The organism is Thalassospira sp. A40-3 (assembly GCF_015871485.1).
GTDB lineage: Bacteria > Pseudomonadota > Alphaproteobacteria > Rhodospirillales > Thalassospiraceae > Thalassospira > Thalassospira tepidiphila.
The window spans coordinates 1,710,587-1,728,505 of sequence record NZ_CP065428.1 but is presented as its reverse complement, the minus strand read 5'-3'; the positions used below and the strand labels follow the sequence as shown (position 1 = coordinate 1,728,505).

Annotated in this window: 14 protein-coding genes and 1 tRNA gene; 3 read left to right on the top strand and 12 right to left on the bottom strand. The window is 54.7% G+C overall.

Annotated elements, in window-relative coordinates; genetic code table 11:
- Positions 1-101 precede the first annotated feature (101 nt).
- The 6 genes from clpX to IT893_RS07695 form a co-directional block, all read right to left on the bottom strand.
- Positions 102-1,367, bottom strand: a complete 1,266-nt coding sequence (clpX, locus tag IT893_RS07720; RefSeq protein ID WP_008891815.1) for an ATP-dependent Clp protease ATP-binding subunit ClpX — start codon at positions 1,365-1,367, stop codon at positions 102-104.
- Between the two features lie 301 nt (positions 1,368-1,668).
- Positions 1,669-2,298, bottom strand: coding sequence for an ATP-dependent Clp endopeptidase proteolytic subunit ClpP (gene clpP / locus IT893_RS07715; protein WP_008891816.1), 630 nt, complete (start codon positions 2,296-2,298; stop codon positions 1,669-1,671).
- Positions 2,299-2,342: 44 nt separating this feature from the next.
- The gene (tig, locus tag IT893_RS07710) at positions 2,343-3,815 is read right to left on the bottom strand and encodes a trigger factor (protein WP_008891817.1); all 1,473 of its coding nucleotides are present in this window, start codon (positions 3,813-3,815) and stop codon (positions 2,343-2,345) included.
- A gap of 113 nt (positions 3,816-3,928) precedes the next feature.
- Positions 3,929-4,013 (bottom strand) — tRNA-Leu (locus tag IT893_RS07705).
- Positions 4,014-4,180: 167 nt separating this feature from the next.
- Complete coding sequence (locus tag IT893_RS07700) at positions 4,181-5,587, bottom strand: malonyl-CoA decarboxylase (RefSeq protein WP_197147388.1); 1,407 nt, start codon at positions 5,585-5,587, stop codon at positions 4,181-4,183.
- A 149-nt stretch (positions 5,588-5,736) separates the two neighbouring features.
- A complete protein-coding gene (locus IT893_RS07695; protein WP_197147387.1) occupies positions 5,737-7,200 on the bottom strand; it encodes an NAD(P)H-hydrate dehydratase in 1,464 nt (487 codons plus the stop codon).
- 195 nt (positions 7,201-7,395) lie between these two features.
- Between IT893_RS07695 and IT893_RS07690 the strand changes: the two genes are divergently transcribed.
- Positions 7,396-8,646 (top strand): D-amino acid dehydrogenase, encoded by a 1,251-nt coding sequence (locus IT893_RS07690; protein ID WP_197147386.1) that lies wholly within the window; start codon positions 7,396-7,398, stop codon positions 8,644-8,646.
- Positions 8,647-8,681: 35 nt separating this feature from the next.
- Positions 8,682-9,794, top strand: coding sequence for a PAS domain-containing sensor histidine kinase (locus IT893_RS07685; RefSeq protein ID WP_197147385.1), 1,113 nt, complete (start codon positions 8,682-8,684; stop codon positions 9,792-9,794).
- A 74-nt stretch (positions 9,795-9,868) separates the two neighbouring features.
- Here IT893_RS07685 and IT893_RS07680 read toward each other — a convergent pair whose 3' ends face one another.
- From IT893_RS07680 to bfr (IT893_RS07660), 5 genes are all read right to left on the bottom strand, one after another.
- Positions 9,869-10,345, bottom strand: coding sequence for a cytochrome c (locus IT893_RS07680; RefSeq protein WP_231959813.1), 477 nt, complete (start codon positions 10,343-10,345; stop codon positions 9,869-9,871).
- Between the two features lie 30 nt (positions 10,346-10,375).
- On the bottom strand, positions 10,376-10,765 hold the full coding sequence (cueR, locus tag IT893_RS07675) for a Cu(I)-responsive transcriptional regulator (protein WP_008891823.1): 390 nt from the start codon (positions 10,763-10,765) through the stop codon (positions 10,376-10,378).
- Positions 10,766-10,774: 9 nt separating this feature from the next.
- A complete protein-coding gene (locus IT893_RS07670; RefSeq protein ID WP_197147384.1) occupies positions 10,775-13,246 on the bottom strand; it encodes a heavy metal translocating P-type ATPase in 2,472 nt (823 codons plus the stop codon).
- Between the two features lie 131 nt (positions 13,247-13,377).
- Positions 13,378-13,869 (bottom strand): bacterioferritin, encoded by a 492-nt coding sequence (bfr, locus tag IT893_RS07665; protein WP_008891825.1) that lies wholly within the window; start codon positions 13,867-13,869, stop codon positions 13,378-13,380.
- A 21-nt stretch (positions 13,870-13,890) separates the two neighbouring features.
- A complete protein-coding gene (gene bfr, locus IT893_RS07660) occupies positions 13,891-14,367 on the bottom strand; it encodes a bacterioferritin (RefSeq protein WP_197147670.1) in 477 nt (158 codons plus the stop codon).
- Positions 14,368-14,630: 263 nt separating this feature from the next.
- On the opposite strand from bfr (IT893_RS07660), the gene IT893_RS07655 reads away from it, so the two are divergent.
- The gene (locus IT893_RS07655; RefSeq protein ID WP_197147383.1) at positions 14,631-16,208 is read left to right on the top strand and encodes a cryptochrome/photolyase family protein; all 1,578 of its coding nucleotides are present in this window, start codon (positions 14,631-14,633) and stop codon (positions 16,206-16,208) included.
- Between the two features lie 3 nt (positions 16,209-16,211).
- On the opposite strand, the gene IT893_RS07650 is transcribed toward IT893_RS07655, so the two are convergent.
- Positions 16,212-17,759, bottom strand: coding sequence for a cryptochrome/deoxyribodipyrimidine photo-lyase family protein (locus tag IT893_RS07650; RefSeq protein WP_252724110.1), 1,548 nt, complete (start codon positions 17,757-17,759; stop codon positions 16,212-16,214).
- Positions 17,760-17,919: the final 160 nt, after the last annotated feature.

Sequence of the window (17,919 nt, the reverse complement as noted above, 5' to 3'; positions counted from 1 at the left end):
GTCCTGCCATAGGCCCCGCCAGCAACGCGAACATGTTTTAGATAATCGTTAGATAATCCGGATTTCCCGCACCGCAATAGTTGCCGGTGCGGGAATTACGTTCAGGCAGTATTTTCAACACCTTCACGACGTTCTGCATGGATCAGCAACGGCTTTGCCTTTCCATTAACGACGTCAGCGTTGATGACGATTTCCTCGACACTTTCCATGGTTGGCAGATCAAACATGGTTTCAAGCAGGATGCCTTCCATGATCGAGCGCAAACCACGTGCACCGGTCTTGCGTTCAATTGCCTTGTCGGCAATCGCCTTGAGCGCATCCGTCTGGAAGGTGAGTTTCACGTCTTCCATATCGAACAGGCGCTGATACTGCTTGATCAGTGCGTTTTTCGGCTCGGTCAAAATCTGGACCAGAGCTTCGTTGTCGAGGTCTTCGAGCGTTGCCAGAACCGGCAGACGACCAATGAATTCCGGAATAAGACCGAACTTCAAAAGATCTTCCGGTTCGACTTCGCGCAGAACATCACCCGCACGGCGTTCATCAGGGCCACGGACATCGGCACCAAAGCCGATTGCGCTGCCCCTGCCACGCTGGGAAATCACCTTGTCCAGGCCAGCGAACGCGCCGCCGACGATGAACAGGATATTGGTGGTGTCTACCTGCAGGAATTCCTGTTGCGGATGTTTCCGGCCACCCTGCGGCGGAACGGAAGCAACAGTGCCTTCCATGATCTTGAGCAATGCCTGCTGCACGCCCTCGCCCGAGACGTCACGGGTGATGGACGGGTTGTCGGACTTGCGGGAAATCTTGTCGACTTCGTCGATATAGACGATGCCGCGCTGGGCCCGCTCGACATTGTAGTCAGCAGCCTGCAGCAGCTTGAGAATGATGTTTTCGACATCCTCACCCACATAACCGGCTTCGGTCAGGGTGGTGGCATCTGCCATGGTGAACGGCACATCAAGAATACGTGCCAGGGTCTGGGCCAGAAGCGTTTTACCGCAACCGGTCGGACCAACCAGCATGATGTTCGATTTTGCCAGCTCGATGTCTTCATTCTTGCTGGAATGGTGCAGGCGCTTGTAATGGTTGTGAACCGCGACCGAGAGAACTTTCTTCGCATGGCCCTGACCGATGACATAGTCATCAAGGACCTTGCAAATCTCTTGCGGAGAAGGCACCCCGTCTGCCGATTTGACGAGATGTGTTTTGTGCTCTTCGCGGATGATGTCCATGCAAAGCTCTACGCATTCATCACAGATGAACACGGTTGGACCGGCGATGAGCTTGCGAACCTCGTGCTGGCTCTTTCCACAGAAAGAACAGTACAGAGTGTTCTTGGAGTCCCCGCTATTCGATTTGCTCATACAAACCCCAATTACGTTTGACGTTATCTTTTATCGCCATGTTAGCCGGTAAACGATACCGATCTCAACGTTTAATCTGCGCTTTTCGGCTTTATGGCGTCATGTTTGATATGGGTTCGCTATCTTGGTTGCGAAACCCCTTGCATTAATCACCCAAACGTTCGGGCGGCCAGCAAGTTCCGAACAATAACGCCCAAGCCTGCACATACTCTTGTCTATGACTTAAAACTGCCATGAGGCAAGACATAAAAAAACGCCCCGGCCGATCACCGGGGCGTTTCCACCAATCACACCTGGGTGATCAGTCTTTCTTTTCATCACTTTCCGGCTTCGGACGCGATGTAACGACCTCGTCGATCAGACCAAATTCCTTGGCCTGATCAGGGGTGAGGAAGTTATCGCGCTCCATTGCGTCTTCGATGGTCTTGAGATCACGGCCGGTATGTTCGACATAGATCTCGTTAAGACGCTGACGCAGAGCCAGAATTTCACGGGCATGAATTTCGATGTCCGATGCCTGACCCTGGAAGCCGCCGGACGGCTGGTGGATCATGACGCGTGCATTGGGCAGGCAGTAACGCTTGCCTTTTGCACCGGCCATCAGAAGCAGCGAGCCCATGGATGCCGCCTGCCCCATGCACACCGTGGAGACATCGCAACGGATGTACTGCATGGTGTCATAGATGGCGAGACCCGAGGTCACAACACCGCCCGGTGAGTTGATGTAAAGCGAGATATCCTTATCCGGATTTTCCGATTCGAGATGCAGCAACTGCGCACAGATCAGTGACGACATGCCGTCATGGACCTGACCGTTGATGAAAACGATGCGCTCCTTAAGAAGGCGCGAAAAGATGTCATAGGCACGCTCGCCACGGCTGGTCTGTTCAACGACCATCGGTACAAGCGAATTCATCCGTTCTTCAATCATCAACTGCAATCTCCCTGCATGATCCTAAACCGTGTCCGGCCGGATTACTTGTCTTCGGATTTGTCAGCAGCTTTTTTAGCGGCCGGCTTTTTGGCTGCAGCTTTCTTGGCCGGGGCTTTTTTAGCCGGAGCCTTTTTCTCTGCGTCCTTTTTCGCCGGTGCTTTCTTAGCAGCCGATTTCTTCTTCGGAGCTTCGTCTTCCTCTTCCGGCTTCAGAAGGTCTTCAACCGAAACGGTTTTTTCTTCTACCTTGGCGAGTTCGACGATGTAATCAACGACCTTGTCTTCATATACAGGGCCCTGAAGCGCCTGCAAGGCCTGCGGGTTATTTTTATAGAATTCGATAACCTGCTGTTCCTGACCCGGATATTTCTGGGCTTCGGCAACGAGGACCTTGTTGACGTCTTCCTGAGTGACCTGGATCTCATTCTCACGGCCGACTTCTGCAAGCAGAAGGCCAAGGAGAACGCGACGTTCTGCGATTTCGCGGAACTCTTCGGTCAGCTCTTCTTCGGACTTGCCTTTGGTTTCGTCGTCTTCCTGTCCAGCTTCACGGGCCTGTTTGATCTGGCCGATGATGCCTTCGAGTTCGTTTTCAACGAGCGACTTCGGCAGTTCGAAGCTGTGGTTTTCAGCCAGCGCGTCAAGAAGCTGACGCTTCATTTTCTGACGGGAAACCGATTCGTATTCGCGGCCAAAGTCCTTGCGGATCGCTTCTTTAAGGGACTCAAGGCTGTCCTGACCGAGTTTCTTGGCCAGTTCATCATCCAGCTCAGCCGGTTTCTTCTCCTTGATTTCCTTAACGGTTACGTCGAACTCAGCGTCTTTGCCTGCGAGTTCAGCAGCACCATAAGCTTCCGGGAATTTCACTTTGACGACAACTTCGTCACCAGCGTTCACACCGGTCAGCTGATCTTCGAAACCTTCGATGAAGGAACCAGAACCGAGTTCGAGTTCGTAATCTTCGGCTTTGCCGCCTTCGAACGCTTCGCCGTCGATTTTGCCCAGGAAGTCGATAACAACTACGTCACCGGCTTTGGACTTGCGCTTGCGTGCGAGCGGTGCGGTCGTACCCTGTGCGGATGCGATGCGCTCGAGGGTTTCATTCACCTTGCTATCGTCAAGTTCAACGACTTCACGGGTCAGCTTCAGCTTTTTGAAGTCCATTGCTTCGATGGCCGGGATGATTTCGACTGCGATGTCGAATTCCAGATCGCCGCCTTCATCGAATTTGGTAACTTCGATTTTCGGCTGAACAGCCGGGCGCAGGTCATTGTCGTTCAGAACCTTGCCGGTGTTTTCGTTGACAGCGGCTTCAAGGACTTCGCCCATGACGGCCTGGCCGTAACGCTGACGCAGGAGTTTCGCCGGAATCTTGCCTGGGCGGAAGCCCGGCAGGCGAACCTGATCCTTGATCTCGTCAAGTTTGGCGACAACTTTTTCTTCGATATGTGCGGCGGGCACGACGACTTTGAACTCGCGCGCCAGGCCTTCGTTTTTGGTTTCAGTAACCTGCATAGATAACTCTTTTGCTTGGTTCGAATAATGTCCGTTACGCGACGCAGTCCGGACGTCAGAAAGTCAATACGACTAAACGAATATGGTACCCGGTCAAATTTTCAGCCTGCTTATGGTACGGGTGAAGGGACTCGAACCCCCACGGATTGCTCCACTGGAACCTAAATCCAGCGCGTCTACCAGTTCCGCCACACCCGCACACAAGCATAGAAATCACTCCGGTCACACCGGAATGAGTGCGCCTTAATACAAACTTCGATCCCCTCATGCAAGCATCGCCTTTTCGACAAATGCAATCTTGTCGAAAATAACCGTAAAACCGGGCCTGAATTGAGGGCAATCAGCCGATTTCAGGTGACGCAGCCCTAGCGGAAATGACGTTTTACGGCACTGGAAACCGCGATTTTGCCCTGCCCGACGTAACTTTCGTGATTTTTTTCGATGGTCGAAAGGTCATAGAGATAGTTCACCATCATCCCGAATGACTGGTTCCAGCCATTTTCCTTGGCATTGCCGTTCCAGTTCAGTCGTTCAACCCGCGCACCGTTGCTCAGATGGAAATGTGCGACCGGGTCAAAGGCGGTGTCCATGCCGGGACGCTTGGCATTCAAAAGATACCACGCCGTCAGGTACTCGATATTTGCCCGCGTGCGCTCGGAAACGCCGTCCGGGCTGGTGGCAGGTGGTTTTGGACCCAGCAAGTCATCGCAATCGGTCAAGGCAGCCTCAATCGCCTTGGGCAGGCCGGTTTCCTCACCCTTGGCCATGGTATCAAGCTGCCGGTCCATCCAGCTGCGCAGTGCCGGTATCGGCGACAGGGTTGAAAACTGTTTGAGATGCGGCAGATCACGCTGCAATTGGGCGACCACACGTTTAATCAGGAAGTCGCCAAAGCTGATTCCCGCCAATCCGGCCTGCGCGTTCGAGATTGAATAAAAGATCGCCGTGTCGGGCTTCGTGTCGCCTTTGGGGGCCTTTTCCGTGCCGCCCAAATCGTCATCCTTGCTTTCGATCAGTTCATCGACGTTTCCGGCAATGCCGTTCACAAGCGCGACTTCCACGAAAATTAGCGGCTCGTCCGGCATGCCGGGATGGAAGAAGGCAAAACACCGACGGTCTGATGCCAGTCGACGTTTAAGGTCATCCCAGCTTTGAATGGCGTGAACCGCTTCATAGGCGATCAGTTTTTCAAGCAGTGCGGCCGGGGAATTCCATGTGATGCGTTGGAGTTCCAGAAAGCCGATATCAAACCAGCTCGCCAGCAGTGTCTTGAGATCACGTTCCAGAATGGCAAGTCCCGGGGCCTCCCTACGCCAGCGCAAAAGATCTGCCCGCAGATCAACCAGGAACTTCACACCTTGTGGTAATGAATTGAATTCCTTGAGGATCAAACGAAATGGCGGCACCAGTGCGGCACGCAGTTCGGTTTCAAGTAATGCCTGCTCTGCCAGATCATCCGCCGCCGTCCAATCGGCCATGACGGCCGCAACACGGTCGCGATCCACCCCGAATTCATTGACCAGAAGATGCAGGAATTCACGTTTTCCCATATCATCAAGGCGCAAGAAATCATGTCCAAGGGCTGCAGCACGCGCACGGGCCGATACCGCCCCACCGCGCCTTGCCAGGCAATCGGCGATCTGTTCGCGCCAACGATCCTGGCGGGTCTGGCTTTCATCAAAACCAAGGCCACGCACCACCGGGCTATCGCGCAGTTCGCGCCAGGCGCCGCGAAGATTATCAAGGGTTCTGTCGAGAAACGTCTGAGACATGCCTGTCTCCCACTCCGATATCAGAAGAACTTCAAATCGTTTCCTCAATACGTGATGATCCATCCCATCACGCCATACCGTTTTTATATCGGGTGATTATACCGCAAGTGCCAGCGGCTGCGGCGACTTCTTATTCACCTTATTTCACGTCACGCCTTTTTGCGCGACGCCAGCCACAGCTCGCGCAAGACAGCCGGAAGATGTTCCGGAATGTCTTCGGCAATCAGGCCGGGGCCAATATCCGCGCCGCTTCGCGCATGAAGCCATACCCCCATGCAGGCGGCATCAAAACTGTCCATGCCCTGCGCCATCAAACCACCAATGATCCCGGCCAATACATCGCCCGACCCAGCGGTCGCCAGCCAAGGCACATCGACCGCACTGATGGCTGCCCGCCCGTCCGGCGCGGCAATCACCGTATCAGCCCCCTTGATCAGGACAGTGGCGCTGCAGCGTTTGGCGGCTGCGCGCGCCCGACAAAGCTTGTCGCCGGTGATATCGGGAAACAGGCGGGCAAATTCGCCCTCATGCGGGGTCAGGACGGTCGGGCCTTGTACGGCAAAGCACAAGGTAGACGGATCTTCGGCAAAGCTTGTGAGTGCGTCGGCATCAAGCACCGTCGCCCGACAGAGATGCAAAAGTTTCAGGACAAGGGCACGGGTATCATCGCCGACGCCAAATCCTGGCCCGATGACAAAGGCATTGTGACGACAGTCATTCACAAGCGCATCAAAGGCAGACATCGGGGCGGTCATGTTACCCGGCGCATCCGATGCGTAGATCGGTAACGCCTGCGCATCTGCCACGATGGTGAGAAGCCCCACACCGGATCGGCGTGCGGCGCGCGCCACAAGGCGGGTTGCCCCGGTCATGGTAGCGCCGCCAAAGGCCAAAAGATGCCCGCGATGATATTTGTGGCCTTCAAGCCCCGGCCAATGGATGCCTGCCCGCCACAAAACCGGATCGTTGCGCCAGCAGGCCGGCGCAATCTCAAGGACCGTCTGATCAGTTATGCCGATATCGCGCACGGCCAGTTCACCGCACATCAAACGCCCCGGCAAAAGATAATGCCCGGGCTTTGCGCGACAAAACGTCACGGTCAGGTCCGCCTTGACGGCGACACCCAAAACCATGCCGCTATTGCCATCAACACCAGATGGCACATCCACCGCAACCACGCTGCACGGGCTTGAATTGATTGTGGTAACAAGTTCGGCGATATCACCGGTGATGGCGCGCGCAAGCCCGGCCCCGAAAATACAGTCGACCACCAGATCCGCGCCGACAACAAGGGCGGGTGAAAGAAGCTCGGTCGCCCCTTCCCAGCGGGCGGCATGCAGGGCAGCGTCCCCTTTGAGGTCAGCAACATCGCCCATCAGCCCCAAACGCACCGACCAGCCTTCATCACGCAGAAGCTTGGCGATGGCAAAACCATCGCCGCCGTTGTTGCCGGGGCCACACAACACAGATACGGAACGCGGTGACCAGTGACGGATGATTTCCTCAAATACGGCGCGACCGGCATTTTGCATCAAAACGTCGCCGGGAATGCCGCCTTCGATCGTGCGGCGGTCTGCTTCGTACATCTGATCGGTTGTCAGGATTTCAAACATTTCACCCCGTCATCCTTGTCATGAACTTCCGGTCTGCGTTATGCATCAAGACAGCATTTAAAACAGGTCCAGTCGACTGTAGCCATTTAAATTTCACCCCACTATAGTGCAGCGAAATTCGCATGTCGGATCGTTGGCAGAAAGGCTGACCGTCAGACCGCAAAACTAAACTTTCCGCAGCAAGGCTTTGCCCGCATGCATGTAGTCGTCATGGGCGCCGGGGTCATCGGGACAACGGCGGCCTGGTATCTTTTGCAAAATGGTCATCAGGTTACGGTCGTTGATCGTCGGCATGCCAGTGCGCAGGAAACAAGCTTTGCCAATGGCGGTCAGATTTCTGCCTGTCACGCCACCCCATGGGCGAATGCATCCACCCCCAAACAAATCCTCGGCTGGCTTGGCCGGGAAGAAGCGCCGCTTCTGTTTCGGATGCGCTTTGACCCGCAGCTATTTTCATGGGGCTTGCGGTTCTTGCGCAACTGCACCGATGCGCGGGCCAGGATCAATCTGGAAAAGGCGCTTCGCGTTGCGATCTATAGCCGCGATTGCCTGCGCGCGCTTCGCGACGAGCTTGATCTTGAATACGATCATAGCACACGCGGTATTCTGCATATCTGCCGCACTGAGCAGGACATGGTCGCGGTCGAAAAGGCCACCGCCCAGATGCAGGAATACGGGCTTAAACGTCGACTTGTCTCGCCCCAAGAATGTCTTAACATCGAACCGGCCTTGCGTGATGCCACAGCACCGATCATTGGCGGCAGCTTTACCCCCGATGATGAAAGCGGTGATGCGCGTAAATTCACCGAATGTCTGAGCGAACATTGCATCGCCAAGGGTGCCGCATTCCACTTCAACACCAACATCACCGGCCTTGTGCACGATCAGGGAAAGATCACCTGTGTTCAAACTGACAAGGGTGACATCCATGCGGATGCCTTTCTGGTCTGTCTGGGCAGCTACAGCCCGCTGATGCTGGCCCCGCTTGGCATTAAACTGCCGATTTATCCGTGCAAGGGATACTCGATCAGCATCGATACCACAGGCTATTCCGGGGCACCCGAAACGGCCCTGATCGATGATAGCGTGAAAATGGTGTATTCGCGCCTCGGCACACACCTTCGAGTTGCAGGCACAGCGGAGCTTGATGGCTATAACCTTCGGATGTCGCTACGCCGCCAAAAACTTATCGTTGATAAAGCACTGGAATTATTCCCGAATTCAGGTGATCGCTCCAGCATCGATTTCTGGTCGGGTTTGCGGCCGGTAACGCCGGATTCTGCCCCTGTTCTTGGGGATACGAAGTATGCTAATCTATACCTTAATACGGGGCATGGGACGTTGGGTTGGACGATGAGTTGCGGATCAGCAAAAGCAGTCGCCGATCTCATCAGCGACAAGACCCCTGACATCTCTCTGACGGGGCTGGGTATCGACCGCTTTTAGCGGACGACCTGATTATTATGGGATCACGGGCTGACATGACCAGCAACACACCAATTGGTTCAACCAATGTGCCATTGGCCGACCAGGTTGTTCTGAACGCCCTGCCCTATGCCGCCGTCATTTGCGACCGCAACGGCATCGTCATGCAATGTAACGAGGCCATCGCGCGTTTGATCGGCGTTTCGCGTGATCGCATGCTTGGCCGCAAGGCCGGTTTCATTTCCAAAGGTCTGATGAGCGATATCGAAGATGTGTTTTCTTCGGGCCGGACTTGGCGCGGCGATATCATTCTGGTCGGTGCTGCCAAGGAAAGCCATGTCTGCGACCTTTCCATCGCGCCGCTTGAATACTGCCAGAACAATGAAACGCGCACCGCGGTGCTGATGACATTGCTTGAAAATGACCGTCAGGCACAGGCCGAACGTACCTTGATGGAGCAAAACCGCAATCAGTCGGATGCCAACGCGTCAAAATCCGACTTTATCGCCAATATGGGCCATGAATTGCGCACACCGCTTAATGCGATTATCGGCAACTCCGAACTGATTGCGCATGGGGTTCTTGGCGATCTGCCTGACGGGTATCGCGAATGCGGCCGCGACGTTTACGAGGCGGGCAAGCATCTGCTTGAACTGGTCAATAATGTTTTGGACGTGTCAAAGCTCTCGGCCGGTTCCATGACCTTGCAGCTTGAAGAGGCTGATCTTGGTTCGGTGATACGCGATGCCGCCCGGCTTGTCGGGGATGATATTTCGCGTCGCAGCCATCAATTGCAATTTGATCTGCCGGATCAGCCGGTATCGATGCTGTGTGACAAGCTGAAACTCAAACAGATCCTGATCAATATCCTGAGTAACGCGGCAAAATTCACGCCCGAACACGGCAAGATCCGCATCGGACTGACCACAACCGACGAAGACGTGAGTTTTGCGATCGAGGATAATGGTGTCGGCATGAGCCCGAATGACATTCCCCGCGCGCTGGCCCGGTTCTCGCAGCTTCATCCATCCGGGGTGAAGGAAAGTGTCGGCACCGGCCTTGGCCTGCCACTGGCAAAGCTTCTGGTCGAACTGCATGGCGGACGGCTTAGTATCGAAAGCGACCTTGGCAAGGGCACGACGGTGCGCATTACCCTGCCCCGCCCGTAAGCCGATACTGTTAACTCTGAAAAGCAAAAGACCCGCCCGGACATGTCCGAGGCGGGTCTTCTGCTTTTCAGGCCTTATTGGGCCGCAGATTGATTGATCTGGTCGTGCCGCGCGATGACGTCCTTGGGCCAGCGGCTTTTGATGTAAGACAGGCTGGCAATGATTTCCTCGTCGCTCAGCACGCCTTCATATCCCTGCATGGCCGATTTATAATCGCCCCCGGCCATTGCCGCCGGTCCGTATTTGGTCAGCTCAAACAAGACCTGATCGGGATGATGCCAGGTATGGCCGGTTTCGTCGTGGGGTGGTGCCGGAAGCAAACCGTCAGGACCGCGTTCACGCCAATTGGCTTCGCCCTCAAGTCTGGCACCGTGGCAAGACGCACAATTTGCGTCATAGATCTTCTTGCCCTGCGCCACCAGTTGCAGATCATCGGGACGCAACGACACATCCTGACCCGTAATCCCGCCCGGGCCAAAGAATGTGACAATGCCATACATAATCGCCGCACCGACAAGGGCGCCAAGCGCCATAACACCTTTATTCTTCAATGTGCTCTCTCATTCTTTTGTGTTTCGGCATCACGCCTTGCGGGCAAGATCATTGATGATCGGGCAATTCGGACGATCATCGCCATGACAGGACTGTACAAGGTCGGAAAGTGTATCGCGCAGGCTTTGAAGTTCGGCGATCTTGCGTTCGATCTCTGCCAGATGGGTTTTGGCGATTTCCTTTACATCGGAAGAGGCACGGTTGCGGTCCTCGTAAAGTGACAGCAACACCCGGCAATCTTCGACCGAAAACCCCAGCCCGCGGGCACGTTGCAGGAACCGCAATTTGTGCAGATCGTTTTCGTCATAGTCACGATACCCGTTGGCCAGACGCCCCGGCGAAACCAGACCGATATCCTCATAATAACGGATGGTTTTCGCCGGAAGTCCGCACTCGGTCGCGGCATCAGAAATGTTCATCGCCTTCTCCTACTTCCGGACTGTCCAGCGCCGCAGTGTCAGTGAGTTACCAACAACCGAGACGGAGCTAAGCGCCATCGCCGCACCGGCAATCGCCGGGCTCAGAACACCGAATGCTGCCAACGGAACACCGACCACGTTATAGGCAAAGGCCCAGAACAGGTTCTGTGCGATCTTGCGACGGGTGGCGATCGAAATATCAATCGCGGCAGACACAAGTGCCGGATCAGACCGCATCAGGGTGATGCCAGCCGTTTCCATGGCAACATCGGTGCCACCACCCATGGCAATACCGACATCGGCCGCGGCCAATGCCGGGGCATCATTGATGCCGTCACCAACCATGGCGACATGCCGGCCTTCCTTGCGGAGTTTTTCGACTTCACGTGCCTTGTCCTGCGGGCGAATACGACCTTCGCCGCGTTCCAGGCCAAGTTCGCGTGCCACGTGGCTTGCGACATCCTGACTGTCACCCGACAACATGATCGATGAAATGCCGCGTGCCTTGAGATCGGCAATTGCCTGTTTGGCACCTTCGCGAATGCGATCCTCAAGGGTCAGGTAACCGGCAAACGTGCCATCAAGCGCAACCAGAATAACGGTTCTACCTTCGCCCTCTTGTTTCTTGATGTCCTTTGCCAGATCCTGCGGCGGACCTGCGATATCAAGATCACTCAGCAAGGCTTCGCTGCCGATGGCGATCTTGTGCTTTTCGACATCGGCCATGACACCGGCACCGGTTTTGCCCTTGAAGTTATCGATATCGGGCAATGATACGCCTTCATCCTTGGCGATCGAGACAACCGCACGCGCCAGGGGATGTTCACTGGCGGCCTGAACCGCTGCTGTCAGGCGCAGCAACTCATTACGGTCAACACCCTCAACCGGGCAGATATCGCGTAAGGTCGGTGTGCCTTCCGTCAGGGTGCCGGTTTTATCAAAGATGACGGTATCGACATTATGGGCCTGTTCAAGCGCCTCGAAATTACGGATCAGGATGCCGTTGCGCGCAGCACTGCCGGTACCGGCCACCAGCGCAGTCGGCGTCGCCAGACCAAGCGCACAAGGACATGCAATCACCAGTACGGAGACGGCGGCAACGATCGATGCCTCTGCGCCAAAGCCGGTAAACAACCATGCGCCCAGGGTCAGCAATGCAATGACAACCACAATCGGCACGAACACGGCCGATACCCGGTCGACAAGCTTCTGAACCGGGGCCTTGCCGGTCTGGGCCTTTTCAACCAGGCGGATGATGCGCGACAGCGTCGTATCATCGCCAACCGCACTGACTTCGATATCAAGGCGTCCGGTGCCGTTCACAGCGCCACCAACGACAGTATCGCCCGTGATTCGTGCCACGGGGCGGGTTTCGCCGGTGATCAGGCTTTCATCAAGTTCACTTTCACCGGCATGAACCTTGCCATCGACCGGCACACGTTCGCCCGGCAAAACACGAACGATATCGCCAACCGAAAGACTTTCAATCGCGACATCCTGTTCACCTTCGCCCGCGACCACCTTGCGCGCACGACGTGGACGCAGCGCCATCAATTCACGAATGGCGGCTGATGCCCCGCGTTTGGCGCGTTCTTCCATGATTTTACCCGCAAGGATCAGGGTAATGATCGCAGCCGATGCTTCGAAATAAAGATGGGTCTGCCCGGCATTGGCCGTCAGCATGTTATAGAGACTGAGGAAATAGGCCGCCGATGTCCCGAGTGCGACCAGCACATCCATGTTGGCACTGCGATGGCGCAGGGCCGCATATGCCCCCTGATAGAAGCGCGCACCGATATAGAACTGAACCGGGGTTGCAAGAGCAAGTTCAACCCATGCTGGCAGATGATAGGACACACCAAGGTTCATCCAGACCATCTGCAAAACCAGTGGTGCGGTCAGCAATGCCGATACCGCCAGAAGGATCAGGGATTTATCCTGCTTCTTTTCGTTGCGTGCCGCTTCGTCTGCGTCACCGTTTTCGGATCCGGATTTGTTGCGTGACGTTGCGTGATAGCCGGCATCCTCGATCGCCTTGATCGCGACGGCATCATTAACCTTGCCCGACAGGGCCGAGATATCGGCACGTTCCAGCGCGAAATTGACACTGGCTTCGGTGACGCCCGGCAATGCCGAAAGTGCCTTTTCAACCCGCAAAGCACAGTTTGCGCATGTCATGCCATCGACATCAAAGGAAAGCTGCTGGGTTACGACGCTATAGCCTGAATCCGCGACCGCCTCGGCGATTTTGGATGTATCAAGCTTGCTGTCGTCAAAATGCACATTTGCTCTGTTAAGTGCAAAGTTCACGGTGACATCAGAAACACCATCAAGACCAGCAATGGCCTTTTCAACGCGGCCTGCACAGTTTGCACAGGTCATGCCTTCGATCTCGAGGTTCACTTCGCTGGTATTGGCAGTCGGCTGCACGGATGCCCCACCGCCTGCTGCGGTATCATATTCGTCTGTTCGGCGATCCATATCACGCACCTCAAAAAGGGGTTATTACAAGATATGGGGCACGATAGACCTTCCAGCAACTGGAAGGTCAAGACAAAAAGAAAACCCCGGACATTGCCGGGGCTTTCTGAAAATTGTTTGCTGGCCGATGATCAGCCTTCCGGGCTTGGTTCCCCGGCTGCGCGGAACTGGATGTAGTTCGGCAGGCCCATCATGTCGATCAGGCGGATCTGCTGTTCCAGCCAATAGGCATGATCTTCTTCGCTGTCATCAAGCAGGGCGACCAGCATCTGACGGGTCTGGAAATCATCCTCTGCCTCGGCGATCTTGATCGCCTTTTTCAGAAGATTGATCACATGATATTCGTGTTCGAGATCGTTTTTCATCATCTCGGGCACGGTTTTGCCGATCTTGATCGGTTCACGCGATGCGGTATCGGGCACGCCTTCAAGGAACAGGATACGCTCGATCAGACGCTTTGCGTGTTCGAGTTCCTCATCCTTTTCGTGATGCATGCGTTCATAGAGCGAATGCAGCCCCCAATCGGCATACATTTCAGCATGTGTGTTGTACTGATCCGCCGCCGACAGTTCGGCAGTGAGCTGTTTGTTCAGCGCGGCGAGGACCTTTTTACTACCCTTCATGGCGTAATACTCCTGATCTGATTAGTCGCCGTCGCCTGAACGGCTCTGGATGTAGTTTGCAATCCCGATATTTTCGAGCTGCCATTCTTCGGTCTCAAGCCAATCAACGTGCTCTTCCTGTTCTTCCAGGAATTTCACAAGCAGATCGCGCGTCACAAAATCCTCGGCCTTTTCACAGGCGGTGATGGCTTCGCGCAGAAGCGGCAGAGACGCCAATTCAAACTTCATGTCACAGCTGATGATTTCTTCGACATTTTCGCCGATCATCAGTTTGTTGAGGTTCTGGAGGTTGGGAAGACCTTCGAGGAACAGAATGCGCTCAATCGTGTCGTCGGCGCGTTTCATTTCCTTGATCGAGAGCTTGTACTCATACTCGCCCATTTCTTCCACGCCCCAGTCCCGCAGCATTCTGGCATGCAGGAAATACTGGTTAATCGCAGTCAACTGGTTGGTCAGAATGCGATTAAGGTATGTGATGATCTTGGGATCACCTTTCATCATGGCTCTCCTGATGGTTGGGCTATACAGATAGTGGGAATCCGCCTTCTAGCTTTCAAGGAAAAAACGCGCCTTTGATTACCATTATCAATAATTTAGCCGATTTTTCCGAAATTTGCCACTTTGTCTGAATGACTAAAAATCATTCGCACGGATTTCCCTGAGAATGAAAATCGGTTCGGCGAAATTGCCCTTCGCAAAGATCTTGTGTCCGGATGTTTTCGTACGACTCGCAACTACCGTGCAATCAATTGAAGCAAAACATGAAGCCGCGCTTTCAAACCATCCGTTTCATCCTTGGTGATCAACTGACACCGTCGCTTTCAAGCCTGAAGGACGCCGATCCCGATCAGGACCTGGTCGTCATGGCAGAGCCGCATGATGAGGCGACCTATGTCCCCCATCATCGCCAGAAGATCGTGATGATCCTGTCTGCGATGCGCCACTTTGCCGAGGAATTACGCGGCAATGGATTTCATGTCGCGTATTTTGACTATCAAAACCATCCGACCAAGTCCTTTACCGACGCCCTGAAAGCGGCCGTTACCGAACACAACGTCAAAGAAGTCATCATCACCGAGCCCGGCGAATGGCGGGTCAAACATGAAATCGATACATGGTCCGAAGACCTTGATATCTCGGTTGATGTGCGCGCCGATGACCGGTTCTTTGCCCCGCTTTCGGCATTCGCGGATTTTGCCAAGGACCGCAAGGAACTCCGGATGGAGTATTTCTATCGCGGTTTGCGACGCGATACCGGCATCCTAATGGAACCCGATGGCAAGCCTGTTGGCGGGCAGTGGAATTTTGATCACGATAACCGTAAAAGCCTGCCCGATGATGTGACACCCCCATCACCAAAAACCTTTGCGCCCGACAAGATCACGCAAGCTTTGATTGATCACGTGTGCGATGATTTTCCCGATGCACTGGGGGATGTTGCGTCATTTGGCTGGCCGGTCACGCGCCAAGATGCGCTTGCGGCACTTGATCATTTCATCAAGCATCGCTTGGCGCAGTTTGGCGATTACCAGGATGCGATGACGGTCAAAAGTACCACCCTTTATCATTCCCTTATCAGTCCTTGCCTCAATACCGGGCTGTTGTTGCCTGATGAAGTCTGCCGGGCTGCTGAGAAGGCCTATCATGAGGGCAAGTCACCGCTGAACGCGGTTGAGGGGTTTATTCGCCAGATCCTTGGCTGGCGGGAATATGTCCGGGGGCTTTACTGGTATCTTGGCCCGGATTACGGCAGCGGTAATCATTTTGATGCCAAACGCCCCCTGCCCGAATTCTTCTGGGATGGCGATGTGCCGATGAATTGCCTGAAACAGGCGATTGGTGAAACGCTTGAAAATGCCTATGCCCATCACATTCAGCGTTTGATGGTGATTGGCAATTTTTCCCTGCTGGCTGGGCTTGATCCCAAAGAGGTCTGCGACTGGTATCTGGCGGTCTATATCGACGCGTTTGAATGGGTTGAGCTTCCCAACACCTTTGGCATGGCGCTTTATGCCGATGGCGGCAAGATGGCGTCAAAACCCTATGCCGCCAGTGGCAAATATATCGACCGCATGTCAGATTACTGCAAGGACTGCCAGTACAACCCGCGCAACAATACCGGCACGGATGCCTGCCCGTTTAACGCGCTTTATTGGCATTTTTTAGATCGCAACGCCGATAAGCTTGGCAACAATCCGCGCCTTGGCATGCCATATCGCAACTGGGCCAGGATGAAGGACGACAAAAAGCGCGATCTGATCGCACAGGCCGACGCGTTCTTACGCAAACTTGATGATGGCAAGCTTGATACCGGATCTGAACAAGGCAGCCTTTTCTGAGGCTTAGAAATCAAAAGTGATTTGTTGATCTGATTTATCGCGCCCGGCCGGCGGTCGTTTCTGTTTAAAGGTTCGGCTTCCGTGCTGCTTGACGATTTGCTGTGCCTGATCGCGGAAATCATCATTTTTGCGAATGGCCCAGATGTTGGTACGCGCATGTCGGGCGGCGGCCATGTGATCAACAATCGGGGCTGGATAATGTTTTCCGATCTCAACGCCGAGATCGATCTGTTCAATCGGGGCAAGGCGCCAGGGTTCGTGAATGAAGGCGTCCGGAACGTCGCGCAGTTCCGGCACCCAACGGCGGATAAAGTCACCATCGGGGTCCTGATCATTGGATTGCTTGACCGGGTTATAGATGCGTGGCGTGTTGATCCCCGTCGTGCCTGATTGCATCTGGATCTGCGGGTAATGAATGCCCGGTTCGTAATCGACAAATTGCCGGGCGAGATGCAAAGCGGGTTCGCGCCAATGTTGCCAAAGCTGATAGCTGACAAAGGCTGTGAGCATCGCGCGCATTCTGAAATTGATCCAGCCGGTGTGATCAAGGGCGCGCATACAGGCATCAATAAACGGAAAGCCGGTTTTGCCAGCTTTCCACGCCAGAAGGCCCGGATCATCGGGATGATCAGGCCGCAAGCCATCATAGGCCGGATGCAGGTTTTCGATCTCGATCCCCGGTGTGGTTTCAAGTTTCTGGACGAAATGGCAATGCCAATGCAGCCGGCTTTCATACGCCTTTAGCGCGGAGAGAAATCCTTTGGGGCGATCCGTTGCAGGCATGCCATGAATATCGCGCCGTCTTTCACGCACGGCATGAATGATTTCGCGCAAGGATACTGTGCCATAGGCAATATGCGGACTTAGCCGTGAACAGCTTTCAAATGCGGTTCGGGGCGATGACATTTCCCGGTGATATCGTTGCCCGCGATAGCCAAGGAAATTGTCAAGCAGCCGCATCCCCGCGCGTCGTCCTCCACCCTGCGGGTCATTGCAAGGTGCGGAAAGGTGCGCCACAGGATTTTCGGGAAGTGTGCCGGGATCAAGATCAACGGCAGGTGTTTGAAACCGCACCTGCCCGGTCGGTGGGCTGGCAAAAAACGCCTGCCATGCCCCGTGCCAGTGATCGCGATCAAGCTTGCCGCGGATGACAGAAAACTGCCGATGTTCTTGGAATGCAATGCCCTTCTGGCGCGCCCAATCCGAAACGGCCAGATCACGTTTGAATGTCCAGAGATTGCCGGTTTCTTCGTGTGCATGAATGGCACGGATATCGAATGTGTCAGCAAACCCGGCCAAGACATCAACAACATTGCCAACCCGCACGGTAAGCGATTGACCAAGCGCACGGGCATCAGACGCCAGTTCACCAAGCGACACGCGGATAAACTGCCAATGCCGTGCTGATGTGTCTGGCAGTCGCCAATAGTCGGGCTCGACGACATAAAGCAACACAACCGGATATCCGGCAGCGATCGCCGCATTCAGCGCCGCATGATCATGCAGACGCAGGTCGCGCTTTAACCAGACAATTGTGATGGGTGCACGCATCAGCACCACCCAACGACAACAGTTGCATCAGGTGTGGTGGACAGATTTAAAATGCGGAAACAAACCAGCGGCATGCAAACGGAACTCGCAATCACAAGAACATTGCTTCCATACGCTGCGTGACTTTGTCCGGATTGGTTTGGCCTAGAAGCTACCCCAG